The 26,109-nt window shown below is 60.0% G+C and carries 24 protein-coding genes; 15 read left to right on the top strand and 9 right to left on the bottom strand.

Annotation, left to right across the window (positions count from 1 at the left end; translation table 11 throughout):
- The first annotated feature begins 496 nt into the window (after window positions 1-496).
- From FJY67_01075 to FJY67_01010, 14 genes are all read left to right on the top strand, one after another.
- Window positions 497-1,687 (top strand): tetratricopeptide repeat protein, encoded by a 1,191-nt coding sequence (locus FJY67_01075; protein ID MBM3328051.1) that lies wholly within the window; start codon window positions 497-499, stop codon window positions 1,685-1,687.
- Between the two features lie 51 nt (window positions 1,688-1,738).
- Window positions 1,739-3,283, top strand: coding sequence for an HD domain-containing protein (locus tag FJY67_01070; GenBank protein MBM3328050.1), 1,545 nt, complete (start codon window positions 1,739-1,741; stop codon window positions 3,281-3,283).
- On the top strand, window positions 3,270-4,043 hold the full coding sequence (locus FJY67_01065; GenBank protein ID MBM3328049.1) for a hypothetical protein: 774 nt from the start codon (window positions 3,270-3,272) through the stop codon (window positions 4,041-4,043). Before FJY67_01070 ends, FJY67_01065 begins: the two co-directional genes overlap by 14 nt.
- Complete coding sequence (locus FJY67_01060) at window positions 4,040-4,936, top strand: site-specific DNA-methyltransferase (protein ID MBM3328048.1); 897 nt, start codon at window positions 4,040-4,042, stop codon at window positions 4,934-4,936. The genes FJY67_01065 and FJY67_01060 overlap by 4 nt, the downstream gene beginning before the upstream one ends.
- Window positions 4,929-6,371 (top strand): TolC family protein, encoded by a 1,443-nt coding sequence (locus FJY67_01055; GenBank protein MBM3328047.1) that lies wholly within the window; start codon window positions 4,929-4,931, stop codon window positions 6,369-6,371. Before FJY67_01060 ends, FJY67_01055 begins: the two co-directional genes overlap by 8 nt.
- 47 nt (window positions 6,372-6,418) lie before the next feature.
- On the top strand, window positions 6,419-7,048 hold the full coding sequence (locus FJY67_01050; GenBank protein ID MBM3328046.1) for an ABC transporter ATP-binding protein: 630 nt from the start codon (window positions 6,419-6,421) through the stop codon (window positions 7,046-7,048).
- Window positions 7,049-7,238: 190 nt separating this feature from the next.
- Window positions 7,239-8,081, top strand: a complete 843-nt coding sequence (locus FJY67_01045; GenBank protein MBM3328045.1) for a MurR/RpiR family transcriptional regulator — start codon at window positions 7,239-7,241, stop codon at window positions 8,079-8,081.
- Between the two features lie 100 nt (window positions 8,082-8,181).
- Window positions 8,182-8,493 (top strand): BMC domain-containing protein, encoded by a 312-nt coding sequence (locus tag FJY67_01040; GenBank protein ID MBM3328044.1) that lies wholly within the window; start codon window positions 8,182-8,184, stop codon window positions 8,491-8,493.
- On the top strand, window positions 8,490-8,756 hold the full coding sequence (locus tag FJY67_01035) for an ethanolamine utilization protein EutN (GenBank protein ID MBM3328043.1): 267 nt from the start codon (window positions 8,490-8,492) through the stop codon (window positions 8,754-8,756). The genes FJY67_01040 and FJY67_01035 overlap by 4 nt, the downstream gene beginning before the upstream one ends.
- A gap of 87 nt (window positions 8,757-8,843) precedes the next feature.
- Window positions 8,844-9,638 carry a class II aldolase/adducin family protein gene (locus FJY67_01030; GenBank protein MBM3328042.1) on the top strand — a complete coding sequence of 265 codons (795 nt, stop codon included), beginning with the start codon at window positions 8,844-8,846 and terminating at the stop codon, window positions 9,636-9,638.
- A gap of 10 nt (window positions 9,639-9,648) precedes the next feature.
- Entirely contained in the window at window positions 9,649-10,344 is a 696-nt protein-coding gene (locus FJY67_01025) for a TlpA family protein disulfide reductase (GenBank protein ID MBM3328041.1), read from the top strand.
- The gene (locus FJY67_01020; protein ID MBM3328040.1) at window positions 10,341-11,873 is read left to right on the top strand and encodes a hypothetical protein; all 1,533 of its coding nucleotides are present in this window, start codon (window positions 10,341-10,343) and stop codon (window positions 11,871-11,873) included. Before FJY67_01025 ends, FJY67_01020 begins: the two co-directional genes overlap by 4 nt.
- A 32-nt stretch (window positions 11,874-11,905) precedes the next feature.
- A complete protein-coding gene (locus FJY67_01015) occupies window positions 11,906-13,249 on the top strand; it encodes a nodulation protein NfeD (GenBank protein MBM3328039.1) in 1,344 nt (447 codons plus the stop codon).
- Between the two features lie 95 nt (window positions 13,250-13,344).
- Window positions 13,345-15,780: a DNA internalization-related competence protein ComEC/Rec2 gene (locus tag FJY67_01010; protein MBM3328038.1), complete on the top strand. Its 2,436-nt coding sequence runs from the start codon at window positions 13,345-13,347 to the stop codon at window positions 15,778-15,780.
- Between the two features lie 373 nt (window positions 15,781-16,153).
- On the opposite strand, the gene FJY67_01005 is transcribed toward FJY67_01010, so the two are convergent.
- The 9 genes from FJY67_01005 to flhA all read right to left on the bottom strand — a co-directional run bounded on the left by FJY67_01005 (window position 16,154) and on the right by flhA (window position 24,653).
- Complete coding sequence (locus FJY67_01005) at window positions 16,154-16,738, bottom strand: hypothetical protein (protein MBM3328037.1); 585 nt, start codon at window positions 16,736-16,738, stop codon at window positions 16,154-16,156.
- Window positions 16,739-16,778: 40 nt separating this feature from the next.
- Window positions 16,779-18,155, bottom strand: a complete 1,377-nt coding sequence (locus tag FJY67_01000) for a hypothetical protein (protein ID MBM3328036.1) — start codon at window positions 18,153-18,155, stop codon at window positions 16,779-16,781.
- Entirely contained in the window at window positions 18,145-19,041 is an 897-nt protein-coding gene (locus FJY67_00995) for an HDOD domain-containing protein (GenBank protein ID MBM3328035.1), read from the bottom strand. The genes FJY67_01000 and FJY67_00995 overlap by 11 nt, the downstream gene beginning before the upstream one ends.
- A 62-nt stretch (window positions 19,042-19,103) precedes the next feature.
- Window positions 19,104-19,328, bottom strand: a complete 225-nt coding sequence (locus FJY67_00990; protein ID MBM3328034.1) for a hypothetical protein — start codon at window positions 19,326-19,328, stop codon at window positions 19,104-19,106.
- A 3-nt stretch (window positions 19,329-19,331) separates the two neighbouring features.
- Window positions 19,332-20,132: a FliA/WhiG family RNA polymerase sigma factor gene (locus tag FJY67_00985; GenBank protein MBM3328033.1), complete on the bottom strand. Its 801-nt coding sequence runs from the start codon at window positions 20,130-20,132 to the stop codon at window positions 19,332-19,334.
- Window positions 20,129-20,446, bottom strand: coding sequence for a hypothetical protein (locus tag FJY67_00980; GenBank protein ID MBM3328032.1), 318 nt, complete (start codon window positions 20,444-20,446; stop codon window positions 20,129-20,131). The genes FJY67_00985 and FJY67_00980 overlap by 4 nt, the downstream gene beginning before the upstream one ends.
- A gap of 63 nt (window positions 20,447-20,509) precedes the next feature.
- Entirely contained in the window at window positions 20,510-21,547 is a 1,038-nt protein-coding gene (locus tag FJY67_00975) for a MinD/ParA family protein (protein MBM3328031.1), read from the bottom strand.
- Window positions 21,382-22,587, bottom strand: coding sequence for a flagellar biosynthesis protein FlhF (flhF, locus tag FJY67_00970; protein ID MBM3328030.1), 1,206 nt, complete (start codon window positions 22,585-22,587; stop codon window positions 21,382-21,384). Before flhF ends, FJY67_00975 begins: the two co-directional genes overlap by 166 nt.
- Window positions 22,584-24,653, bottom strand: a complete 2,070-nt coding sequence (gene flhA / locus FJY67_00965; GenBank protein ID MBM3328029.1) for a flagellar biosynthesis protein FlhA — start codon at window positions 24,651-24,653, stop codon at window positions 22,584-22,586. The genes flhF and flhA overlap by 4 nt, the downstream gene beginning before the upstream one ends.
- A 353-nt stretch (window positions 24,654-25,006) precedes the next feature.
- Between flhA and FJY67_00960 the strand changes: the two genes are divergently transcribed.
- Window positions 25,007-25,972 (top strand): Mrp/NBP35 family ATP-binding protein, encoded by a 966-nt coding sequence (locus FJY67_00960; GenBank protein MBM3328028.1) that lies wholly within the window; start codon window positions 25,007-25,009, stop codon window positions 25,970-25,972.
- Window positions 25,973-26,109 lie beyond the last annotated feature (137 nt).

Below are 26,109 nucleotides of genomic sequence, written 5' to 3'. Positions count from 1 at the left end.
GCCGCAAGGACGAGCCGGCGGCCTCGGCAGGTGGCGGTGTGGTCCAGTTGCAAGACTACTTTCCACTCGAGCGATCAGGACGCTGGATTTATGAATGGCACAACGCTCGCGGCGACCAATGGAGCGGATCGATGACCGTAACCGGTGAACGATCCGAAGCGAGCCTTTCCATTGTTACTGTTGCCGACACCACCCGGATGTTCGCGCTTACCGAGGCTTCGCGTTCGGCTTATGTCTGGGACGCCGAAGGCTTGAAGCACCTCTATCGCATATCTGCCGGTGGCGACTGCACGGCGTTTGATCCGCCCCGTCTGGTCTTTCCGGCGCGTCTTGAGACGGGCCGGATTGCCCGCAGTTCGTATCGTTTCCGGGTTTATTCGGCAGGTGGTGAGGAGCGTTTTCAGGCTTCGGTCGAGCAGCAGCAGAAACTCCTCGCCTCTGTGGAGATTGCCGTCCCGGGCGGGAGATTCGAAGCGGCTCCGGGCGTGGAAACGATATGGACCGACACCTATTCCGACGGCAGTTCCCAGACCCGCCGGCGGGCCGTTTGGTATGCCCGGGAAGTTGGGCCGGTGCGGATAGTCTCCGGCATCCCGGCAAACTCACCCCGTCTCGAAGGCGACGCCACCGGACTCCTCGACCGCCGGTGATCGATTATCGTGGTTGGAGACCTTTGGCGGCGGCGCTTCTCCTATCCTTTTCGGGATGGCTTGCCTACACCTACGGCAACGGAACCGGCTTGCCGACCGACATCGCCCGCAGATACCTCGACTACGTAACCCGCGAGGAGTATGACCGCGCACTCGCGCTCGCCGACAGTCTTGTCGAAGCCACTCCGGACCACCCCGGCGGCTGGCTCCTTAGGGCTATCATTTATAACAACCGCAGTATAGATTTCGAGGATTCGAGCGAACGGGCTGCCCTCTTCGCCGCTTGCGACAGCGTAACGACGATTGCTCTACGGCGCATCGCGGCCGGTGATTCGGCCGGCTCCAACTGGTTCTACCTCGGCACCGCCGAGGGCTTTCGATTGTTAGTTGCTTTGCGCGGTGGACGCAACATCGATGCCATACTTGCCGGGTCGCGCGCCGCCACGCACCTCGAGACTGCGCTGGCCCGCGATCCATCCTGCGCCGATGCCTGTGTCGGGCTGGGCAATTACTACTACTTTAAGAGCAAATACAGCGGCATCTTACGCTCACTCGGACTGGTAGCCGACCGCCGTCAAGACGGAATAGCAATGCTCGAACGAGGCGCGCGGGAAGGCGTACTGACCGATCTGGCGGCGCAGTCTTCGCTGGCTTGGATTGCCATCGATAAGGGCGATTATCATAGAGCCGATTCCATCGCCGCGAGCCTCCTCGATCGTTATCCCGAAAACCGCGCCTTCCTCTGGGCGCGCGGTGCAGCCCGGCGCAGGATGGAAGACTGGGACTCAACCCTCGCCATTTATAACCGTATCCTCACTTCGGTTCGCCGTCAGGCGCGTAATAACCACTTGAATGAGGTGAGTTGCCTGAATTCCATCGCTACTGCCTATTCGAAGCAGGGCAAGTGGGCTGATGCGCAACGTGCTGCTTCGGAAGCCCTGGCGTTGCCGCTTTCGAAGTCTGTCCGCGACCGCAAGGCGAAGGATTTGAAGAACCTCCGTTCGATACAAGCCGAGGCGGAGGAGCACTTCGAGTGAATCCAATCCGACCGAATAGCCATAACTACTTCACTGATAAATCATCCGACATTGCCTGCGGTTAGTAGTGATGAAGCGGACATTTATAACCGTGCCGCACTGCTGGCGGCTATAGAATCACTTATACCACCCGCCGTGATTGCCTCAGCCCGGGCGCTAAACTGCGAACTCTACCTCGTCGGAGGATCGCTTCGTGACCTGCTGCTGGGGCGTGGCGCGAGCGACCTTGACCTGGCAGTGGTTGGCGACGCGCTTGAACTGGCTCGAAGGGCCGGCAAATCGCACGGAGCCGGCAAGATCGCGCTCTATGCCAGGTTTCAAACCGCGCTCCTGCAGTTGCCGGAGGGTAAGATTGAGTTCGCCTCGGCGCGCCGCGAAAGTTATCAGGCCGACTCCCGCAAGCCGGCTACCGTCAGCAGTGCTACCATCGAGGAAGACCTCGCCCGCCGCGACTTCACGGTCAACGCGCTCGCTTATGGCCTGACCGGACCGCATCAAGGCGAGTTGATAGACCGCTTCGACGGTCTGGGCGACCTTGAGCGGCGCATTTTACGGACGCCGCTCGAGCCGGAGACGACTTTTCGCGACGACCCTCTAAGGATGCTGCGCGCCATTCGCTTTGCCGCTGAACTCGATTTCGGCATTGCACCCGAGACCCTGACCGGTATCAAGCAGTGCGCCGACCGGATCGGCATCGTCGCGTCGGAAAGGATCGGAGACGAGTTCCTGAAGATGCTTGCCGGGCGCGATCCGGTTCGCGCGATGCAACTTATGATCGAGACCGGATTTATGACGCGCCTTGTCCCCGAAGTGATGAAGATGTCGGGGGTGGAGCAGGTAGGGCGGCATCACCATAAGGACGTCCTCATCCACTCGCTCAAAGTGATGCAGAACGTCGTCAACACATCGCCCGACCCGATCGTCCGTCTGGCCGGGCTTCTGCACGACGTCGGCAAGCCGCGCACCAAGCGCTTCGAACCGCAGATCGGCTGGACCTTTCATGGCCATGAAGTCGTCGGGGCGCGGATAGTCGAACAGATCGCGCGACGGCTCTGCATCGGCAATGACGAAAGTTTGCGTCTGACCAAACTGGTGCGGCTCCATATGAGGCCGGTCAACCTGACCGACGAGGGCGTGACCGACAGCGCTATCCGGCGACTGATGGTCGATGCCGCGGATATCCTCGACGAACAACTGGTCCTTTGCCGTGCGGACATTACCACCGCCAATCCGCGGCTCGTCGAACGGTATCTGACTAACTTCAACGAAATGGCTGACCGGATGGGGGATGTTGCTGCGCGCGACCGGATGCGCAACTTTCAGTCGCCGGTGCGCGGAGAGGAGATCATGGTTCTCTGCGATCTCCCGGCCGGACCGTTGATCGGCGTCTTCAAGGGCCGGATCGAGGATGCCATCCTCGATGGTGTGATCCCCTACGAATATGACGCCGCGAAGGAGTATCTATTGAAGATCAAGGATGAGGTGCTGAGGGATAACGCGGAACGTCTCCTCGAAGAGAAACGGCAGCGCGCCCGGGTGCGGCGGTCGATCACTCGCGACTTCGCCTTCCCGAAACCGGAGAATGGCGGTGAGTGATAAATCGACGCGTTTGGAAGAGCCGGAAACGTCTCCCGACGACACATTGGACGAAGCGGGGCTCGAAAACGCGCGCTCCGGTGCCGTATCGCGACTAATAATGGTCTTGATGGCGCCGCAGCGGTTCTTCACCATAAAGGGTTGGCAGGATGGGTTCTGGGTGCCGCTCCTGGTTGTAGCGGTTGCCCTCGCCGGTCTGAAGTTCGTGCAGTTACCGGAACTGCGCACCCGGATTACGAGCCCCGAGTTTCGCACCGGCCTGGCACAGGAGAGAAACATCACGGAGGATGAAGCAGCCCGGATGACCGAGCGAATGGCTGCGACTGCTCCGGTCTATGTGATCGTTGAAGCCCCCATAATGATCGTCGCCGGTGCCGCCGGTCTGGCGCTGGCGCTATCTCTGATCGGAAGGATCGTCTTCAAGCAGCGGGTGCCCTATCCCGAACTTTTTGGGCTCGCTTCGTGGACCGGGCTTGTTGCAGCGATTCCTCTCGCCCTACACATTCCTCTTCAGTTGCTCAATCCCGAGTGGATTCTCCCGACCAATCCGGCGGCTCTGATGCCCGACGCCTGGCAGGCGAACTACTTTGCGCGCGTGGCAATGGCTGTCGATGCGTTTCTAATATGGCAGGTCTGGCTCATCAGTCTCGGCTCCAGTAGAATCTTCGGGGTCACTCTCCATCGGGCGGTCTCGGCAGTGGGGACGCTTTTCGTCTGCTTTGCCGTCCTTAATGCAATGCTCACGGGACCGAAGGGATGACTGTTTCAAGCCCGGCATTAGCCTTGAACAGGCTCTATTTCGGGGACAACCTCCCGGTATTGCGGCGCGAATTTGCCGACCAGTCGATCGACCTGATCTACCTCGATCCGCCCTTTGGGTCGCAGAAGCAGTATCGCACCAGGGAGAGCGCCTCCGGGACCGCCTACTCTGACATCTGGCGCTGGGAAGACGAGGCGAAAAAGGCTTACAAGGAGATTCAGGTCGGAGGGTCGAAGACCCTCGCCGGGATATTGAAGGCGCTGCGCGAAGTCTATGGCGAGTCGGGGTTGCTCGCCTATGCCGTCATGCTGGCGCCGCGGCTGGTCGAACTCCGACGAATTCTGAAGTTAACCGGTTCGCTCTATTTCCACTGCGATCAGCGCGCCTCCGGAATTGCCAGGCTGTTGCTTGATGGACTCTTGGGGGTCGATGCGCACCTCAGCAGCATAGTTTGGTGCTACGGATTGGGCGGCAGTTCAGCCCGGCACTGGCCGCGCAAGCACGACGAGATCTATTGGTATGCGCGTCAGCCGGGGCAGCACTACTTTTCGCCGCCCTTGATGCCTGCATCGTCGCAGCGAATGAAAGGGCAGGTCAAAAAGATCCCCGACTACTGGCTAATTTCAACGCTCAACAATATGGCTCGGGAGCGAACCGGCTATCCGACGCAGAAGCCGCTCGCGCTCCTCGAGCGCATCGTCACCTCGTCATCGCCGCCGGGTGGCGTCGTCCTGGATCCGTTCTGCGGCAGCGGGACCGCGCTGGTGGCTGCTGTCCGGTCTGGACACGCCTTCGCAGGGATAGACCGGAGCCGTCTGGCGATAGCCACCACCCGGCTTCGGCTCGACTCGATGAGTCCGGCAATTGACTATCTATATAAGGAATATGATTAGGCGACCAGCGACCCTGCGCTTCTTTCTAATCTCCCTGATATTGACGGGGATATTGGCATCACGTCCAGCTATTCCATCCCCGCCACGACAGATGACCCTCGAAGAGTGCCTTATGGCTGCCCAGTCTGGCAATCCCGATCTGGCCAAATCGGCTCTCGAGGATCGCCTCTCCGGGCCGGGAGTCCGGGCTGCGCTGGGGCGCTTTCTGCCGACCCTAACGGTCGGTTACACCGCCGACCAGTCACGCTTCTACAGCCCCACCTATCTCAATCCCGACGGCTCGGTTGCTACCTTTCCCCGTATCGACTCGCTCTACAGCACCTATGTCGATAGCGCCGGTTATGTCCGGATGTCGCCTGAGCCTTATATTCGCGTAGTGCCGGTTCCTGAAGGAAGTCGTCGCAGTTCGGGCATCTTCATCCGCGCCGAGGAGATCCTCTTCGACGGCGGACGGAACTTCAACTCCTATCGGAATAGCCTTTATGCCAACGATTTGCGGGAGGCTCAGCAGCATCGGCTGTTGCACCGGGTGCGTCTTCAGACTACGCGCGACTACTGCACTGCGGTAAATGCATCGCAGCGGCTAATTCTGGCCAGACGGACGGTGGAAATGCGGACTCTCCTCCTCGACTTGGCAAGCACCCGGCTTAGCATCGGATCGGTTACGAGGCGGGATGTGCTGCAAGCCGAGGTCGATCTCGGTCGGGCGCGCAGCGACAGTCTCCAAGCCGGTTACGTCTGGCGGCGGGCGCTCGATGACCTGCGATTGACGCTTGGACTGCCTCTCGATCAAGAGATTCAACTTGCCGGACTGCCCTCGCCGACACCCTTCAGCAGGCCGCTTGAAGACCTGGTCTCGAGTGCCCTTGCCGGCCGCGACGACCGCCGGGCGGCTGAGTTACAAATGAAGATAGAAGGCAACGATCTCCGCTCAGCAAAGGGCGATTATCTGCCCCTGGTCGCACTCAACCTGACTCATAACCGCAGCGAGCAGTCGGGCCTCGACGTCGGGTGGCGGCTCACCCCGCGCAACCGGTTCACCTCGGTTGGACTTACTGCTTCATGGCAGATATTCGACCGCTTCACCCGCGGCCTACGGCTGGAGGAGGCGCGCGTCAGACTGCACCAGACCCGCCTCGACATGAGCGAACATGAACGGCGCATTCACCTTGAGGTAACCGCCGCCTTCGAACGCCTTCAAGCGCTCTACGAGCAGTTTCGAGCGGCCGAAGGCAATGTCCGTCTGGCGCGCGAGACGCTCGCTTTCGAGCAGGAACGTTACCGACTCGGGGCTGCGACACTGATCGATGTCAATCTGGCGCAGGTCAGTTACGAGCGCGCAGAAGGGGAGTTGATAGAAACGACCGGCAACTACCACATTGCCCTGGGCGAACTGGAGTTTGCCGTTGGCGAAGCGCTCCGGAGCGCTCCGTGAGCGAACTGCCGCTCATCCGTCTCACCGGCGTAAACAAGCGCTACCTGATGGGCAGTTCGGAAGTCTATGCCTTGCGCGACATCGACCTCTCCATCGAGCGGGGGGAGTTTGTTGCGATTATGGGTCCTTCCGGTTCAGGCAAGACGACGCTAATGAATATCATCGGGCTGCTCGATCATCCGGACGAGGGCCGATTTGAACTGGCAGGTCGGGACGTGAGCGATGCCGACGACGACGAACGGTCGGACCTTCGCAATCGGACCATTGGATTCATTTTTCAAAACTTCAACCTGCTTCCGCGGGCTACCGCACTGCGCAATGTGCGGATGCCCTTCACCTACCGGCGCGGGGCGTTCGGCGATCCCGATCAGGCGGCGCATGACGCGCTGGCCCGGGTCGGCCTCGAAGGCCGCTCGCACCATTATCCCAACCAACTTTCCGGCGGCGAACGGCAGCGCGTAGCCATCGCGCGGGCGCTTACCGGTGAGCCGGCTTTGCTGCTCGCCGACGAACCGACCGGCAACCTCGACCGCGCAACCGGTGAAGAGGTGATGAGCATCCTGCGTGAACTGTCCCGCTCGGGCCGGACGGTCGCAATGGTTACTCACGACCCCTATCTCGCTTCGACAGCCGACCGGATCGTCTCGATGCTCGACGGTCGGATCGTCTCCGCCTGACCTGCCACTTTCCCTAATCCTACACAGAACAACCTCTTAAGTCGGTTTGATCGCGCTTGAAAGGCGCGCTATTTCATTATTATTTTTGAAAAGTGAAACATTATTACATTTTTCTCTTGACAAACCTATTGTGCGCTTGTATTATGTAGCAAAGTTTCACCGGTAAGCACATTAACCGTAGATCATCACAATGTCCAGTATCATCACCCGCATCCGACTTATGGAGCCCAACCTGAAGGGCGCCGATGCCCGTCTCGCGCTTTACATCCGCGAGCGGCCGTCGGAACTGATCTATCGCTCGGTCGCCGATGTGGCTTCCGAAAGCGGGGTCAGCGAAGCGACCGTGGTCCGCTTCGCCCGCAAGTTGGGTCTGATCGGCTTTCAGGACTTGAAACTGCATTTGGCGCGCGAAGTGATCGCGCCCATCCGCAGCATTCACGAGTCTATCGCACCGGAGGATCCTCCGGCGGTTGTGATGCGCAAGGTCTTCGGCGGGCATATCGCAGCGATGAATGACACGCTGCAGGTGCTCGATCCGCTCAGCATTCAGAAGGCGGTCGCAGCGCTTGGCAAAGCGCGGCACATCTATTTTGTCGGCGTCGGCACTTCGGGACCGAACACCCTCGACGCCTATAATAAGTTCCTGCGCCTCGGACTTTCCTGCTCGGCTCATACCGACAGCCACCTGCAGGCGATGGCGGTCGGACTCTCGTCGCCCGAGGATGTAGTTCTGGCGATCACCCATTCGGGCAACACGCGCGACACGGTCTATACCCTTGAACTGGCGCGCAAGCGCGGTGCTACGACGATCGCGGTGACGAACTTCTCGCGCTCGCCGGTTACGCGCACCGCCGACATCGTCCTCTACACGGCTTCATCGGAGACAAAGTTTCGAGCCGAGGCAGTCGCTTCGCGCGTCGCCCAGGTGGCGATCGTCGATACGCTCTGGACCCTGGTCGCGCTGCGCGATCCGAAGCGGACGACCGAACTGCAGAATCAGGTTGAGCGTGCGGTCATCGAAAAACAATTCTGATGCCCGTGCCCGTCGCTCCGCACCGGAGAATACTGGTCGCGGGCACCGGCAGAGGCTCGCTCGTGACGAATCAGACATTCACCATCAACTGGATAGCGTTATGAAAGGGGGAAGTTCCGCCCTCGGGATAATCGAGACCCGCTCCTACGCCGCAGCCATCGAAGCCGCGGACGCGATGGTCAAAGCCGCGCGGGTTGATATCAGCGGACTCGTGCCGACCGGCGGCGGGTTCATCACCGTCGTCGTGCGTGGCGACGTCGCATCGGTCAAGGCGGCCGTCGAAGCGGCCGGCCAGTCTGCCGAAAAGGTGGGGCCGTTGGTTGCGGCTCACGTCATACCCCGGCCACATGAGGACGTCGAAGCGGCTCTCAGCCGGGGGCAGTTGTCGCTCACCCGGAGCGCCGAAGAGTGATCATCGGCCTGGTCTCCGGCACGGTCGCTGCGTCACACAAGAACCCCGCTTTGACGGGGCTGGTGTTGCTCGCCGTGCAGGAACTCGACCTGGCGCTCGAGCCGACCGGACGACATCTCGTTGCGGCGGACAGCGTCGGCGCCGGGCAGGGAGACCTCGTCCTGATTGCCAATGGTCCCTCCACCCAGACCATCGATGCCACGGCTAACCGGCCGGTCGATGCCGTCGCCGTCGCCATCGTCGATAGGATCGATCTTGAGTAATTTCTTGCATTACAATGGTATGCTTCGATTCATCGAGGCTAATGCCGCAATGAATTGCGGCAAACAAGGCACGGAGCCTGGCAACCCATGACGCCGATTTCCGAATCTTCCGCCCGACGCGAAGTGATCGCGGTCGGCAAACGGATGTATGAGAAGAATTTCGTCGTCGCGACCGACGGCAACCTTTCGGTGCGGCTGGGGCGGGGACGCTTTCTGGTGACCCGCTCCGGCATCTGCAAAGGCGATTTGACCGATCGCGACCTCGTCATATGCGACGAGTTTGGCAACACCATCCGGGGGGGGCGGGTCTCCAGTGAAGTGCTCCTGCATCTGGCTGCCTATCGCCTGAGGCCCGACGTCCTGGCGGCGATTCACGCCCACCCGCCCTATGCAGTCGCTTTCACCCTTGCCGGAGAGTCGCTCGCCGACGCGCTCCTGCCCGAAGTGGTGATGTCGCTCGGCTCAATCCCGACGACGTTATTTGCCGCCCCCGCTTCACCGGAAGGAGCGGACGTGATCAAAGAAGCGATCGGCAAGCATGATGCCGTCATCCTCGACCGGCACGGTTCGCTTACGGTCGGCACGACGCTTTGGGAAGCCTATCACAAGTTGGAACGGCTTGAGTTCGCCGCCCGGGTGACCCACTCGGCGCGTTTGCTCGGGCCGGTGCGACCGCTGTCGCCTCAAGAAATGGCGCAGGTGCAGTCCTCGCTCGAACGTTACCGGTCAGGAGCCGCGAAGCCGGCCAAGCCACGCTTCACGATATCCGGCCGCTATACACCCGCTCTTAAGCCGCGTTCGCCGCTTGAGAGCATCGTTGACGCCGACATCGAACGGTTGGCGCCTTTAGTGCGAAGAATCATCGAGGAGGGGCGCATGTAAAAGTGGCACTATGCGCATCGCCCGATGCGCTATTCAGGGTGCGAGGGGGAGCGGCGATGCCGCTCCCCTTTGCTTTTGCGCCACAAATGGAGTTATTTTGATTAGTTACCAGCGCTGGCAAGGTTTGCCTGCCCGACCACTCTTGAGGAGTCCCATGCCCCTTCGCCGCTTCATCATAGCACTATTCACCACCGCCCTTGCCGGTACCGCAGCATTTGCTGCCGACAAGGCGCCCGACTTCAGCCTAAAGGATGTCGATGGCAAGACCCATAAACTATCGAAACTGCTGAAGGAGGGTCCCATCCTGCTCGACTTCTGGGCGACTTGGTGCAAGCCCTGTCTTGAGGAACTGCCGATGATCGAGAAGATCGAGCAAGCCTACCGCAAGGATGGACTGCGGGTCGTCGCGGTTTCGGTCGATAACACCAAGAGCCGGTCGAAGGTGAAGCCGCTGATCAAGGCCGAAGGGTGGGACAACTTCCTCGTCCTGCTCGACGAGACGATGGAGGTGCGCCGCCTTTTTGGAGGGACGACGATGCCCTTCACCGCATTGATTGCGCCTTCGGGGGAGATCCTTTACAGTCATGTCGGTTATGTCCCGGGTGACGAAAAGAAACTGGAAGCCGCAGTCGCCGCCTATTTCGGCAAGGAGCCTTCAGTAACGGAACCGGCAGGTGAATCGACGCCATCGGCGGCTGACGAGTGAAACGACCCGGCATCCTGGCACTGGCAATTCTGTTAGGCACCACCGGAGAAATTCTGGCCGGAGGCATCTCCGGACAGAACGAACTGCGCTACGCCCGACGCGGCACCGGCGACATACTAAAGCCGGCCGGCAACTGGGGGTATTTTGAGAATGACCTCGAGATCGACGCCACTCACGAAGCCTTTCGGCTTCATTTGCGTCAGAGATTCCTCCACCCCTCGGAGTTCGGCGTCGAGCAATCGGGCTTTCGCGCTATCGATAAAAAATACCTCGAGTATCGCGGCGACTATCTGACCATCCGGGGCGGCGACTTCTACCGCAACTGGGGGCGCGGCCTTATCATGGGAATGACTGAGGTGCGGGAGATCAACTACGACACCGGTCTGCAGGGAGTTCTCGTCGAAGGCGCCTACGAGGACTTCGAGGGCGCGATCTTTCGCGGTGGCGAAATCGACACCAGCGGCGTGGCGCAGGAGTCGGCCGAAGGCTTGAACTTAGGCTACCGGCTGCCCTTTGGGCTCCGGCTGGGGACTTCTATTCTGCACTTCGACGAAGGTCCCCGTCATACGGCCTTCGATCGACGCGGCTACGAGGTCAATTACCCCTTCGACTTTGGACAGGCCTACGTCGTCTATGTCGCGGATAGTTTCGATCCTGTTGGCGGCCGGTTTTCACACGGCTTCTACAGCGCGCTCGAACTCTATGGCACCGGTTGGGGCGCCGTGATCGACTACAAGAACTACCGCCTGCCGCCCTACTTTACGCCGGCGTTGCAGTATCCGCCGCCGGTGCAGCCGGAGGTTACCTTCAACGTCTTCGACCGCTACCCGCATACACCCTACTACGACAACGAAGTCGGCCTTCAGACCGATATTAACCTCGCGCTTCCGTTCGACTGGTCGGTCAAGATCAACTACGACCAAGTGTCGCGGCAGAACGTCCTGACGATGCTGCCGTCCTATCGGGACTATCTCGGACCTTACTGGAGCCTCTGGTCGAAAGCCGAGCGGAGTCTGCCCGGCGGGGACCGGTATGCTGTGCTGGCCGGATATAAGGAACAGACCTCGTTCTGGCATCGCTATGGCGGCGGCGCGCATTATGAGCATCGCTGGATGCATGACATCGCCTTTACTACCGAGTTTCAGCACCTCTGGAATGTGATGCTGCATGAGGTCTTTCAAGGGCAGGATCCGAGCGGCAACTGGCTCTATGGCGACCGGCAGTTCCGGGACGCCCTGGTGTCGTTTTCGGTCTCCAAACCGCGACTCGGCACCATTACATTCTTATGCGAGCGGTCGGGGGATATTTACGACATCAGCGGGGTGCGGCTCAATAGTGAAGCCAACCGGAAGTTCTGGGGCGCGGACGGTTACTGGCCGTCGGCAGAGCTGGCTATTACCGCCGTCGAAAATCACCAGTTGCGGCTCTTTTATGGCTATGAGCGGGGCGGCATCCGCTGTTCGGGAGGTTTGTGCCGAAACGTCAACCCGCTTAAGGGCGTCAAGGTAACGCTGACGTCGCAGTTCTGAGGTATCAAGTATCAAGTGACAAGATTGGATATGTGAATGATGCGAATTACGGGCTATTTGTGAAGCGTCCAACATTACTCCTGGCGCTCATTCTGGCCGTTGGCGCATCGCAAGTTGATGCCGCCGAGGTGCACCGGATCGAGGTGCAGGGCGTCATCAACCCGGTATCGGCGAAGTTCGTCATCGACGCCGTTGACCGTGCCGAACGCGAACGCGCGGATGCGCTCCTAATCGAACTCGACACCCCGGGCGGATTGCTCGAAGCGACCCGTCAGATCGTGCAGCGCTTTCTTGCCGCCGAGGTTCCGGTGATCGTCTATGTGGCGCCCGACGGCGCGCGAGCCGGTTCGGCGGGAGTCTTTATAACCCTCGCTGCGCACATAGCAGCGATGGCGCCGGGGACCAACATCGGTGCTGCGCATCCCGTCTCGATCGGGGGCGGAGGTCTGCCCGGCGGAGGTGCCCCCGACACCTCGAACAGCCGCATCATGAGCGACAAGGCGACCAACGACGCCGCAGCGCTTATCCGGTCTATCGCTCAGACCCGGGGCCGCAACGTCGAATGGGCCGAGAAGGCAGTCCGCGAGAGCGCCGCCATCACCGCCATCGATGCCCTCACCAACGGCGTTATAGACCTTATGGCACCGTCCGTAGATTCGCTTCTCAAGGCCATCGACGGCCGTGAAGTGCAACTGAAGTCGTCTACCAGGACGCTTGTTGTCGACTCGGTGACCATCCGCACCATTGAAATGACCTGGCGCGAGCGGTTCTTCAACCGCATCAGCGATCCCAACATTGCCTATATCTTTATGATGATAGGCATTTACGGCATTCTGTTCGAGTTCTACAACCCCGGAGCTGTGCTGCCGGGAGTTCTCGGTGGGCTGGGGCTACTTCTTGCCTTCTTTGCCTTCCAGGCGCTGCCGGTCAACGCCGTCGGCGTGCTCCTCATCATCTTCGGCATCATATTGCTTTTACTGGAGATCAAGGTGGCCAGTTACGGCGTTCTGACCGTCGGTGGGGCGGTCAGCCTCTTCCTCGGTTCGCTGATGCTCTTCGATCCTGCCGTCCCTGCGATTAGGGTCTCGATCGGGGTGATCATCCCCGCGGTGCTCTTCACGGTGCTCTTCTTCCTCTTTGCCATCGCGCTGGGGATACGCGCCCAGGCGCGCAAAGTCTCGACCGGTCAGGAAGCGCTCGTCGGGGCGACGGCGAAGGTGATTTCGCCCTTTACACCGGAGGGCATGGTGCTCGTCGAAGGAGAATACTGGAAGGCGGTCTGGGAAGGACCGGAAGATCCGGCGGTGATCGAATCGGGTTCCGAAGTGAAGATACGGCGCCTTGAGGGCATGACGCTGGTGGTGGGAAAGAACTAAAACGACAGACACCACAAAGCAACGAAGAAGTGAATAGCAACACTTTATCAATCTTGCTTCTTGACACTTGTTACTTGATACTTGACACTTGATACTTGATACTTGATACTCGGGAAACCCATCCCACCCGCCTGCTTCCACCGCTGATCGTCCTGCCTGCCGTTAAAGCCGCAGTCTTCCTCGCCTTGGGGATCGCCGCAGGCTACTGGATCGACATTGGATTCCCTACCCTCGCCTGCCTTGCTGCATCGTTCCTCATCCTCTCCTGGTTCGCTTCTCGCCTGCCAAGAGGCGCTTCCACCGCAACCGGCTTTGCGCTAATCGGTCTCGTCGCAGCGGGCGCTGCCTCGATCAAAGCCGTTCCGATGGAGCGCAACTTTCGCCCGGTTCGGCTAATTGCACAAGTTGAAGTACTCGATCAGCCGGTTCAGCGTTCAAGAGGCTATTCGTTCCCGGCGCGGATCGTTGACGTTTCATCATCACCGAAAGCGGAAGCGCTATCAGATCGCAAGGTCTGGCTCCACCTGTCCGGCCTGAAAGAGGCTCCGAAGTTAGGCGAGCGTCTCTCAGTAAGCGGAACATTATCATCCCACCCTTCGCGGCGCAATCCAGGCGACTTTGAACTGGCGTCATATCGAACCCGGCATGGCTTTATCGGGCTGATGAATGGGCGTCTTAGGAAGACGTCTTCAGACTCGATTTCCATTAAGGCACCAGATCGCTTGGCTCGCCTGCGCTATGACCTACAGAACGGCATCCATAGACTCTCAAGCGACCTTGGTGAGCCGCATAAAGCGCTCTGGAAGAGCCTCCTGATTGGCTACCGAAGCCATTTGGATCCAGCGTTGACGCGCGACCTGCAGGATACCGGTTTGTCGCATCTTCTCGCTTTGTCGGGCCTCCATGTTGGGTTCATGACGGCGATCTTTTACTTGACCGGAGGGCTGCTGCGGTTGCCACCGGCACGGCGGGGCGCTTTGGCATTGCTCTTCCTATGGATTTATCTCTGGCTTATTCCCGATCGCGGTTCGACGCTGCGCGCCGGACTGATGGCATCCTTTCTTGTCGGTGGGATCATCTTGAAACGATGGACACCTACCTTGAACGCGTTAGGCGCAGCCGGCATGTTCCTCCTGATCCTGCGTCCGGGTGAACTCTTCGACACCGGAACGCAACTCTCGTTTGCTGCAACCGCCGGCATTCTGCTGATTCATAATCGCTGGCTGGGTCTTTCCACGATGTCGCAACGTCCGCGTGGATTCGCTTTATGGGTCTGGTCGGCATTGGGGATATCGCTGGCGGCGAGTCTATTCACGTCACCTCTACTTTCGCATCATTTCGGTGCGGTGCCGGTCGGCGCACCGCTCTATAACCTCGTCGCAGTGCCGCTGCTTGGCTTCGCCTTTACGGGTATGTGGGCGGCGATCTTCGGAAGCCTGATCTACCTGCCACTCGGACGGCTTTTGGCTGAAGGCGCCAATGGAGTGCTGGCACTGTGGCAGTTGCTCTGCGAACTCTTCGCCTCGGGCGCTCCAGTCTGGACTATGCACCTGACGCCGCTGGCAGTTGCTGTAATGATGATTATGATCTTGTGGCCAATTATCGCTAAAGAGCGTGCAATGCAGCGCTGGATAATAACGCTGCTTATGATAACTTCGATTGTCGTTGCGGATCAGTTCTTTGCCGGGTCGTCCAACTTCCGGGTATGGTTCTTCGATGTCGGTCACGGCGACGCTCAACTCTGGCAGACACCGGCAGGGCGTCGAATTCTGGTCGATTGCGGGCCGGAATCGCCGAGCCGGTCGCCGGGACCGGTCGCCTCCTATCTGCGAAGTCGTGCCATCGAGCGCCTCGATCTCCTGGTCTTCAGTCACCTTGACGCCGATCATATCGGCGGAGCGCGAGCAGTGATAAAGCAAGTATCGGTCGCGACGATTCTGATGCCGGAGGCGGTGTCTTCTTCGAAGACCTGGCGGAGGATAGAGAGGTTGGGACGGCGCCGCGGCATAGGCTGGCAGTATGCAGAGCGCGGGATAGATATAGCCGGTCTTGACGACAACTGCGAACTAAAGGTCGTCGCTCCGCCACAGAATATTGCCGGGTGGGACGACAACGACGGATCGCTGGGCCTCCATTTGAGCATCGATACGGGAGAATATGGCAGGCTTCGCCTCATAACCCTTGGCGACATTGAGGCTCGCGGCGAGCGCGCCCTGCTTCAAAGCGGTCTCGATATTGAGGCTGGACTCTTGAAGGTGTCTCATCACGGCTCAGCAACCTCGACATCAGACGAGTTTCTTGCGGCGGTCGCGCCAAGGTTGGCAGTGATCCAACAAGCCGGACGGGACGAAGGCGGGAAGTATTCCGTTAGTCGGAAAGTGCTTGCGCGTCTTAGAGCGAGAGGGGTGGAGGTGCGTCAGACTGCCGAAACCGGTGCATTACTCTTCGAAGCGGCGGGGGGAGAATGGCGGGAAGTTGACTGGAGAAAGCCGACCCTTTGGGGCTGGCTTACGGGACGGGGAACCGGGTGAGCAGTCTGGCAGCCTGTCGTTTCGATTTGTGCCGGATGATGTGTCGTGTCCTAACATGGCTTGAATAAGTCAGTGCGATTATAGTTGCGTCTTGCCCGCGCAAACGGGCATCCTGACAAGTCGCGCTGGTCTGGGTTCCCGCCTTCGCGGGAACGACATTCAAAGGTCATTTATTATTACAAGACAGATTTAGTTTAACCTGACGATGCTACTACTTGGTGCAGTTAGTTCTTGTCTTCTCCCCCCTGCTCCGCGGGGGGGAATAAAAGGGGGGGCAATATGGGGTTGCACTTCTACCCCCCTGTAGTCCCCCCGCTGAGCGGGGGGACGAAACAAGATGATACTGCGCTCATCAATATGAATATAACAACCATTACTCATCTGTTTTATTTGCGAGGGGAACTATGATTCGCCTGGTCATCACCTCACCGTCTCGGATCCTCTGCAACGTGATCCCGACCGACTGCGCCACCTCTTTCAACCAGTCGAATTCGCTTCCCGGGAATTCACGGTAAACGTTTCTTGCCTCAACCTGAAAGCAATCAGCCTGCCTCGCTACCGACAGCTCCACCTTGCCATTTGCCTCCCGGACACATAGGTGAAGGAATTCCGTCAAAAGAAAGAGCAGCAGCGCCGGCTCGACCCCCAATTCCGGCAGGTCAACGGTCGGAACATCCATTACAATTTCGCACTCCGGGTGTGCCTTCTGGACGACATTGAGCGCGGTAGAGATCATATCGCCGGGCTTGTAAGACGGCTGCGCATCAGATCCGTTATGTCTAAAGGCATAGAGTTGGTCGAGGGATGCTTCGATCCGCTCGACGTGCTCCATGATGAGCGCAAGCCGTCGGGCAAGGTCCTCGGGCTCGACTTTGTGCACCCTTAGGAGCAGCAACTGGGCGTTTCCGGCGATGACCGCCAGTTCGTTGCGGAGATCGTGGGCGAAGCCGGTTGCCATTGTCCCCAGTGCAGCCTGACGACCCAGACGTATGTAATGGTCAGTTGTCAGTGGTCGGCACTTCAGTTAAGGTCCTTCGATCATCGCTCAACGTTCTCCTTATCCGGGCAAGGTTCAATACCATCGAGACCTCGTCGCGGCCGATTCCAAGTTGCCTTGCGATATCCCACTCATCGACCCCCTCCCGCCGCAGTTCAAGTATCCGGTCTGAGGGAATGCGATGCACTGTCGCAGCGGGGGGGTCGCGTCGGGTGGCGGGATTAATCGGTGCCGTCCGGCCCGAAGATGAGACGTAGTTTGCCAGGATGCTCGCGGCGACCGGGGGCGGCTGCTCCTGACGGGTGGTCGGTATAGACGAGGTGCGATAGGTGGAATTGGGGATGTGGTCAGAAGATTCGCGGCGGGTAGGCGGACCTTCCGGTTCGACAACCTCGTCCCACGGCGAGCGGCGCTGTCCGAAGGCCAAGAGCAGGATTGCACCGACTCCCGCAAGGAGCAATCCCCAACCCAGAACGAGATGCCCGGTCGGACCCAAATCAAGCAGGCGAGGCGGGATAAAGTCGGCGAGAACGCGTTTGGTGCGGGCGGTCGCTTCGGTCTGGCGAAGAAGCGGGGAGGGATTTACATTTGCAGGCTCCGGCCGGGAGGCAGCGACTTCGACTGTTGGCACCGGCTCGGGACGGATGCGGTGGAAGTAATGCGACCATTCGCGCGTCGCCGCAGCCGGATCGCCCATTGCAAAGTAGATCATCGTCCTCCGGGCATGAGCATCGGCGGCCAGTTCGGTCGTCCCGGCGGAGCGGCCAAAGGTCTCGAGTGCATCGGCCCACCGGCCCAGCCGCTGTTCAATCACCCCGGCGCGATGGGTTAGCCCGACATCGGACGGACTGGAGCCTTGCACCCGGGTGACGTAAGCAAGCGCCTCCTCGAGCCGCCCCGAGCGCTCGGCTTCACCTCCACGTTTGAGGTAGTCCGACCGGTTGAGTTCGAAGGGCAGGGAGCCGACCTGTTCGGCTTCGTCCGACAGGCGCGAGAGGTCGAGGATCAACGCCGGCGGCCCGCCGACGTAGTATTCGCGCAGAAATACCGTCCCGGCGACCTTGAGGCGGATGTAGCCCGACCCGGCATCGACCGAAGCCGATTGCAGGGCGCTGCCGGGCTTGAACCCGGTCAGTTGAGCGGCAGCCTCAGTCGAGACCACGCCATCTTTGAAGGCGATCTCGACCTCACCTGAGACGCGGTCATAGACGAGGTCGAATGCAGCGGCACTGTCACAGTGCAGGACGAGCAGTTCGAAGGCGTCGTGTAAGCCGCGATCGACCTTCAGCAGTGAGGCTGCGGGGAGGGGCTGCGCGGCAAAGAAAATAGGAAACAGGAGAAAGGCAGCCGGCAGCGTTATGCCGGATTCACGCACCACCTTGACGCAGCAGTGAGAGAAAGCCCTTGGCGCGCTCCATCTCCTCGTTCAGACTGGTCTGATAATGCTCCCAGTCAACCTCGCCGGCCTCGGTCTTCTTCAATTTCAGGTAGGAAATCACCTTGGGATGGAGTTGCGGGGGGGCGGCATACTCGAACGGCTCATAGCCGGACTTGTAGGCAAGGAGATTGGCGAGATTGACCACCATCGCAAGGTTTGGCTCGCGGTAGGAGAGCCAAGGGTAGGGATGGTAGTAGATTGCGCTCGTCTGATGTTGCGGCAGGTTCCATTGCTCTGCGAGCCAGCCGCCGACGTCGGCGTGGCTGAAGCCGAGTTGCTCAAGTTCGATCTGGTAGATCTCTTCCTTGCGCCCGGACGCCTCAGCAACCACCTTGCGATAGTCGTCGGTCAGGAAGCGGCAAAGGATCAGTTTACCCAGGTCGTGAAGCAGTCCGGCGACGAAGATTTCTCCGGCAATGCTGACCCGGACATGGCGTGTCAGGATCTTGCAGCCCGCAGCTACTGCGACCGAGTGAACCCAAAAACGGTGCAGATCGAAGACGTCGCCATATTCCTTTTCGTCGAAGGCTTCGACTACCGAAGCCGAGAGGCCGAGGTCTTTAACCGATTCGAATCCGAGGACGACGATGGCCAGGTTGATGGTGCCGATCTTTTGCGGGAAGCCGTAGAAAGCGGAGTTGGCAAGTTTCAGGATCTTGGCGGTAAGTGCTTGATCGCGGCCGATGAACTCGGAAAGTGCAGCGGCGGTTGTCTTCGGGTCATCGACCATATGGATGACCTTCATCATCACCGCCGGAAGAGTTGGTATGTTGTTGACGCGCTGGGTGATCTGGCGCATCCGTTCGAGACGCGCCTTATCGTCCACGGGCACTACCTTTGGAATGATGGACCTCGACCTTCGCGCATTGCCGGGACTCTAATGCGCGCCTAAATCTGGATATCGACATGTTTCCCCAACGATTGGTTTCCGGATGGGGAGGCGTCAAGCGACAAGGACGTATCGGGTTCACCATCCGAATCCGCTTCCTCGTCTTCCTCAGCCTCCGGCGTATTATCCGGTGCACTCCGGCGACGCTCCTCGCGCTGACGGGGTGTTTGATGGGTGACCAACGGGGGATGGATTATCACCGGTGCGGGGGTAAGTCCGTCCATCTCTCATTTCTCCAGCAGATTGCGCAGTCTTCCTCGCAACGTCGAAAGGATGCGGGAATGGATTTGCGAGACGCGCGATTCGCTGACGCCGAGGACGAGGCCGATCTCCCGAAGGGTCAGTTCTTCATAGTAATATAAGGCGATAACTGCCCGGTCAACCTCCGGAAGTTCATCAATGAGGCGAAGTGCGCAATTTTGAGCGTCCTTTTCCTCGAGGCGGGCGTGGGGATCGGCTTCGTCGTCGGGGATGAGGTCATTTAGGGACCCGGTTTCGCCTTCTTCGCCGGCGATCGGTGCGTCGAGCGACACGACAGGAAAGTCTCCTGCCGACTCCATGAATCGGGTATAGTCTTCGCCTTCCAGTCCGAGTTCCTCGGCGACCTCCCGGTCATCGGGCGGTCTTCCCAAGTCGGCGGTCAGTTTCTCGGTTGCCGCGTCGAGCATTTTCACCTTGCGGCGGGTTGAACGCGGCAAATAATCGATTTCGCGCAGACCGTCGAGGATCGCTCCCCGGATGCGCGGCAGGGCGAAGGTCTCGAATTTAAAACCACGCCCCGGTTCGAAGGCGTCGATGCAATTCAAAAGGCCCATAAGGCCGGCGCTGACGACGTCGTCGTAGGCAACCGAACCGGGCAGCCCGACCTTCATCCTTCCGGCGACCTGTTTTACCAGCGGGATGTAATGGACGAGCAAGCGCTCGCGCAGCAGCCCGTCGCGCTGCACGATATAGGTCTCCCAGAGGCGGGTTACATCGCCGTCCGGCTCGACCGGGGGGCGATAGAGTTGCGACGCCAGCGCGCTCACCCCCGAACTCCGAGGTCAAAAGCAGCCAGAGGGTTGTCGAGCGTTGGGGGGGGCGTCGGTGGCGCTTCAGCGGGCGAGGGCGCGGGTTGTTCAACCCCGGACTTTGACGACGCGCGATCGTCAACCAGGCGTATCAGGATGCCGCGTATCAGGAGCCCGGTCGTCGAGAGGGCGAGATAGACGACCGCAGCGGCAAATAGCGCGTCGAGCGGACCGGCATCACGCCAGAGGCGTCCCAGAAAGACGACGACGGCAAGCATCGCAGCAACCTGACGGCTTAGCACGCTGAAATTAGTTATAGTGGATCTTTCCATATGACTCTAACTGTATCTGACTTATGCCGTCTTCTTGGGCGGATGGACTCCTGCCCTCCATTTTTATTGCGTCCTGCCACCGAAGACTCTGGACCAGAGCGACTCCCGTTCCGGGGTTCCGCCGGTCCACGGCATCCGCAGCAGTTTGCGCACCATCATCCGCACGGCTATGGCGGCCGGTGAATTAGGAAAGAGGACTGAAAACGGACGCTGGGCAGCCACCGCTATACGCACCTGAGGGTCGTTCGGTATGAAACCGAGGAACTCAAGCGGAAACTGAAGGAAGTTCTGCACCACCAGACTGAGCCGGTCGAAGAGGTCTTCGGCTTCGGTCTGACTGCGCACCATATTGACCAGGATGTGAATGCGTGCGTTTGGGTTGCGCTGCGAGATCACCTTGATCATCGCATAGGCATCGGCGGTCGCGGTCGGCTCGGCATGGGTAACGATCACGGTGTCGTCGGCAGCAGCGGCATAGGATACGATCTCCGGCGAAAGTCCGGCTCCGGTGTCGATCAGGATCACGTCGAACGAGCGGTCGAGCGTGCGAAAGCCTTCCGAAAGGCGCTGTTCGATTTCGGCGTCGTGATCGAGCAGTTCGAGGTCGCCCGAGGCTCCGGGGAGGATTTTCAATCCGCCGGGGCCGTCGATCAGGACGTCGTTCAGACCGGCTCGCCCGCGAAAGACGTCGCCCAAGTTGTGCTTGGGATTGACGCCGATCAGCAGATCGAGGTTGGCGAGGTTGGCATCGGCATCGACGAGCAACACCCGACGGTCGAGCGCGGCGAGCGCAATCGCTGCATTTAGCGCAAAATTCGACTTTCCGACGCCGCCCTTTCCGCTGGTCACCGTGAGACGTAGAGCACTGCGCGAAGCCCGTTCGACGGCTCGCGACTCGGCTGCGCGGCTACGCAGGGCGGCTGCCTGGTCGGCATTCACGCATCGGCTCCAGGGTTGCCGATCCAAGGCGAAAAGCGGCTTTTCAGAAGTTGTTCCATCGACTCGGGGTGCAGAACCACCTCGGCAATTCGGCGCGGATCGGCCATCAGGATGTCGTCGTCGGGGACATTTTGCCCGCAGGTGATAAAGGTCACCGGCAATTCAGTCTGCGCACCGACATTGACGATGGCTCCCGGCGCGCGGGTCTCGGCGAGTTTGGTGAAGATGATCCCGGTCGGTTTGAGCAGGGCATAACGTCCGATGATCGCCAGTTGATCCTCAAGGCGGGTTGAGACGGCCAGACAAAGGAGCACTTCATCGACGCCTCCGGCTTCGAGAAAAGTCGCCAGTTCTTCGATCCGGTCGGGGTCGGCGGTCGAGCGACCGGCGGTATCGATGAAGATGGCGTCGCGGTGCTTATGCCGTCCGATGGCGCTCTTCATAGCTCCGGGTTGATAAGCCGTCTCCATAGGCAGGCCGGCAATCGAAGCAAAGGTCTTCAGTTGCTCGAGCGCGGCGACGCGGTAGGTGTCCGCCGAAACGAGCGCGGTGTCACACTTCCCCCAGAACCGGTAACTGGTTACCAACTTGGCAAGGGTCGTTGTCTTGCCGACACCGGTAGGCCCGACGATGGCAACGATGCGCGCCCTGCCGGGTGATTTCAGCGGCGGACGGCGCAGTTTGATCATCCCGGCAACGGCGTCGCGCAGTTCCCGCTCGACGAATTCCGACTTCTCCAGCGTCTCACCCGGATAGAGTTGACAAAGGTGCGATGCGATCCCCCCTGCAATCGAACGTTCGAGCCCCGACCGGCTCAAGTTCAGCAGCGCGCGATCGAGCGTCGGCGGGAGTGATGGCGCGCGTTCCAGACGAATCTGTTCAGCCAGCATGCGGATATGCTCCTTCAGTTCGGAAATGTCTTCCTTCAGTTCCATCGCTCCGTTCGCGGCGGAGCGCTGGGTCAACAGTTGACGGGCCTTATCTATGGCCTCGTCGCGGGGAGCCGACTCCATCAGACCCGGGACCGGCGCCCGGTCGGGTGAAGCGGCGGTAACTTCTATCATCTGGCGGGTCCGGAAGGGGAGCCACCCATCCTTGCGGACCGACCGCGTCCGAAGGATCACGGCTTCGTCGCCGAACTCTTTTTTCACGGCGGCGAGCGCTTCGCTCACTGAGGCGGCTTCAAACCTGCGGACGTTCATTCGGGCGACACCATTCCGGTCGATTCGACCGGCGTATTGACGAGTAATTCACCGTAAGAGATTACCGCCACGTGCGGCATCACCGGCTCAAGAAGGCGGTGGAAGGCGGCCCGGACCGTCGGTGAGCAGACCACAATGGGACGCCGGCCCTGGCTCGTCATTTCTTCGGTCAACCGGATCAACTGCCGGTAGATGCTATTGATCAGCATCGGCGAGAGAGCCAGTCCGCCGAGTCCGCGATTTTGTGACCGCTGCAATTCCTCGGCGATCTGGCTCTCGAGCGTCGGGTCGAGGGTAATGGCGTAGATCTTGCCATCCTCATCGGAAAACCGCTCGGTGATGGTCGGCGCGAGGGCGTAGCGGACATATTCGGTCAGCAAATCGGCGTCCTTGGTATGCGGAGCCCAGTCGGAGAGGGTCTCGAGGATGATCGCGAGGTCGCGGATCGGCACCCCTTCCTTCAATAGTTTCTGCAGTATTTTGTGCACCGTCCCGAGCGTAAGCAAGTTCGGAATCAACTCCTCGACAACTGACGGGGAGGTTGCTTTCAGGTTGTCGAGCAGTTTCTTGGCTTCCTCGCGGGAGAGAATCTTGTGAGCATTCCGCTTCAGAATCTCGACGATGTGAGTAGCCAGGACGGCCGCCGGCTCGACGACGGTCCAGCCATAATTTTCGGCGCTTTCGCGCTCCGCCTCGGCGATCCAGAGGGCGGGCAGGCCGAAGGTAGGTTCACGGGTGGCGATGCCCTTGACCTTGCCGGCGGCGCCGCCGGGATTTAGAGCGAGAAGATTGCCGACGCGAAGTTCGCCGCGGGCGACTTCGTTGCCGCGCACCTTCAGCAGGTAGTCGCTTGCTTTCAGTTGCAGGTTGTCGCGAATGCGGATCGGCGGAATGACAATGCCGGTCTCGAGGGCTTGCTGCTTACGGATGACGCCGATGCGATTGACCAGATCGCCATCCTGCTCTTTATCGACAAGCGGGATCAAGCCGTAGCCGATCTCGAGTTCGAGGGGATCGACGTGGAGGAAGTCGGTGATTTTTTCTTCGGGACGGCTCGTCTTGGGGGCTTCGGCAGCATGGCGTTCGGCGAGCAGGGCACCGCGCTTCGTCATCACCGCCAGGTAGCCGGTCGATCCGGCCAGAATCAGGAACGGCACCGTCGGCAGTCCCGGCATCAGGGCGAAGAAGCCGAGCACCCCCGAGGCGATGGCAATGGCTCGCGGCTGGCTCAGCAACTGCCCGGTGATGTCCCGGCCCAGGTTCGATTCTGAAGCCGCGCGGCTGACGAGGACGCCGGCGGCTGTCGAGACGATAAGCGCCGGAACTTGCGTGACCAGTCCGTCGCCGATGGTGAGGAGGGTATACTTCTGCACCGCCTCGATGAGCGGCATGCCCTTTTGGACGACGCCGATGATTAGTCCGCCGACGATGTTGACCAGTGTAATCAGAAGCCCGGCGACGGCATCTCCCCGAACGAACTTGGCTGCGCCGTCCATAGCGCCGTAAAAATCGGCTTCGCGGGCGATCTTATCGCGCCGTTCGCGGGCTTCTTTTTCGTCGATGATGCCGTTGTTCAGGTCGGCATCGATGGCCATTTGCTTGCCCGGCATCGCATCGAGGGTAAAGCGCGCGGCAACTTCGGCGATGCGTCCCGAGCCTTTGGTAATGACGACGAAATTGATCACCACCAGTATCAGGAAGATGATCAACCCGACGACATAATTACCCTTCACCACGAATCCGCCGAAGGCTTCGATCACATGACCGGCAAATCCATCCGCCAGGATGAGCCGTGTCGAGGCAACGTTCAGCCCTAATCGCAGAAGCGTCAGAACCAGAAGCAGCCCCGGGAAGACCGAGAACTCGAGCGGCTCGGTGGCATACATTGCCATCAACAGAACCAGCAGCGCGACGGCAATGCCAAATGCCAGCAGCACATCGAGCAGCGGCGTCGGGATCGGGAAGATCATCAGGATCAGGATCCCGACGACAGCAACCGCGATAATGACGTCGCTGCGCTCGGTCAGCCGTTCGATGAACGGATTATGCAGATGGTGCGGTTTCATAAGTGGAAGCAAGCGACTTTGCAGGCAAAATTTGCCTGTTGGGAGTCGTCCAGCGGATAGAAAGGCAAGGGGTGTGCCAGATGAGTCGTTGAGTCGTTAAGTCGCTGGGTGGGAGCAGGTAGGAAGGCTTATGGGCGGTGGTTGGCGGCGTATATTCTTGAAGAGAATCTGTCCCCAAAGGTCTAATGTCATTACATCATCAGGTCGAAGCAGCGCTGGCGGCGATACGCCCGGCGCTCAGGTCCGACGGCGGCGACGTCGAACTGCTCGACGTCCGGGACCGTAAGGTCTTTGTCCGCCTTCAAGGGCATTGCCAGGGCTGCCCGTCTTCGACGGTCACCCTTAAACGCGGCATTGTAGCCGCTATACGCAAAGAAGCGCCCGACATCACCGAAGTCGTGGAGGTGCTTCCCGATGGCTCCGAGCGAGCCAACCCGACCGCTCCGGACGATCCCTGGGCCGGTCAGGCGCGACTGGAGGGCGTCAAGTTGATCGTTGCGGTCGCTTCCGGCAAAGGCGGCGTCGGCAAGTCGACCGTTGCCGTCAACCTCGCGCTGGCACTAAGCCGGATGGGCTTGGGTGTGGGGCTGCTCGACGCCGACATTTACGGACCTTCGGCTCCAACGATGCTCGGTGTGCACGGCGTTCCGCCCTCGCCCAATCAGCGTATCCGGCCGGCGGAAGCCTTTGGCCTGAAGGTGATATCGATCGGTTTCTTTATTCCCTCAGACGCGCCGATGATCTGGCGCGGGCCGATGGTGATGAAGGCTATCGATCAGTTTCTGCACGATGTCGATTGGGGGACTCTGGACTGTCTGGTGGTCGATCTGCCGCCCGGCACCGGCGACGCGCAGTTGACGCTGGCGCAGCAGGTGCCGGTCGATGGCGCGGTGATTGTGACCACGCCGTCCGATGTGGCGCTGATCGACGCGAGGCGCGGATTGCAGATGTTTCGCAAGGTCAACATCCCGGTCTTGGGGATATTGGAAAATATGTCCTACTTCGTTTGCCCGCATTGCGGTGAGCGGACGGACGTCTTTTCGGCGGGCGGCGGCGCCGAGACGGCAGCGACGCTGGGGGTTGACTTTCTTGGGGAGATACCGCTCGATCCAGTCTTCCGGAAGACCGGGGATGAGGGACGTCCGGTGGTGGAAGCCGCCCCCGGATCGGCTCAGGCGAAGGTCTTCAGCGACCTCGCAGAAGGGGTCTGGGAGCGGATTACCGGGCTGGTGCCGCAGTGGAATCTTTCGGCCTGCCATCACTTTACGCCGAGGGTGGGGGGTAAGGTCCAGATTGCTTTGTCACTGCGTTCCTCATAGTGATGACCGCTGATATCGGTGTTGATGAGAATAAGCAGAGTTAGGCCGCGGTCACCGAAGGGCAGTTGACCGCGAAACTCCGCCTAATGCAAAGCGCCCCGCCGGAAGGTCATTCCAGCGGGGCGATCGCATTGATT

It is taken from the genome of Calditrichota bacterium (assembly GCA_016867835.1).
Taxonomy (GTDB): Bacteria; Electryoneota; AABM5-125-24; order Hatepunaeales; family Hatepunaeaceae; genus VGIQ01.
Note: the sequence above shows the minus strand (reverse complement) of the source record. Positions and strands in the feature narration are given on the sequence as shown.

Excerpts from the sequence above, each read along its gene's own strand:
- FJY67_01075 (MBM3328051.1), top strand. The coding sequence starts at position 497 with ATGGACCGACACCTATTCCGACGGCAGTTCCCAGACCCGCCGGCGGGC.
- FJY67_01065 (MBM3328049.1), top strand. The coding sequence starts at position 3,270 with ATGGCGGTGAGTGATAAATCGACGCGTTTGGAAGAGCCGGAAACGTCT.
- FJY67_01060 (MBM3328048.1), top strand. The coding sequence starts at position 4,040 with ATGACTGTTTCAAGCCCGGCATTAGCCTTGAACAGGCTCTATTTCGGG.
- FJY67_01055 (MBM3328047.1), top strand. The coding sequence starts at position 4,929 with ATGATTAGGCGACCAGCGACCCTGCGCTTCTTTCTAATCTCCCTGATA.
- FJY67_01050 (MBM3328046.1), top strand. The coding sequence starts at position 6,419 with ATGGGCAGTTCGGAAGTCTATGCCTTGCGCGACATCGACCTCTCCATC.
- FJY67_01045 (MBM3328045.1), top strand. The coding sequence starts at position 7,239 with ATGTCCAGTATCATCACCCGCATCCGACTTATGGAGCCCAACCTGAAG.
- FJY67_01040 (MBM3328044.1), top strand. The coding sequence starts at position 8,182 with ATGAAAGGGGGAAGTTCCGCCCTCGGGATAATCGAGACCCGCTCCTAC.
- FJY67_01030 (MBM3328042.1), top strand. The coding sequence starts at position 8,844 with ATGACGCCGATTTCCGAATCTTCCGCCCGACGCGAAGTGATCGCGGTC.
- FJY67_01025 (MBM3328041.1), top strand. The coding sequence starts at position 9,649 with ATGCGCATCGCCCGATGCGCTATTCAGGGTGCGAGGGGGAGCGGCGAT.
- FJY67_01005 (MBM3328037.1), bottom strand. The coding sequence starts at position 16,738 with ATGGCAACCGGCTTCGCCCACGATCTCCGCAACGAACTGGCGGTCATC.
- FJY67_00990 (MBM3328034.1), bottom strand. The coding sequence starts at position 19,328 with ATGGACGGACTTACCCCCGCACCGGTGATAATCCATCCCCCGTTGGTC.
- FJY67_00980 (MBM3328032.1), bottom strand. The coding sequence starts at position 20,446 with ATGGAAAGATCCACTATAACTAATTTCAGCGTGCTAAGCCGTCAGGTT.
- flhF (MBM3328030.1), bottom strand. The coding sequence starts at position 22,587 with ATGAACGTCCGCAGGTTTGAAGCCGCCTCAGTGAGCGAAGCGCTCGCC.
- flhA (MBM3328029.1), bottom strand. The coding sequence starts at position 24,653 with ATGAAACCGCACCATCTGCATAATCCGTTCATCGAACGGCTGACCGAG.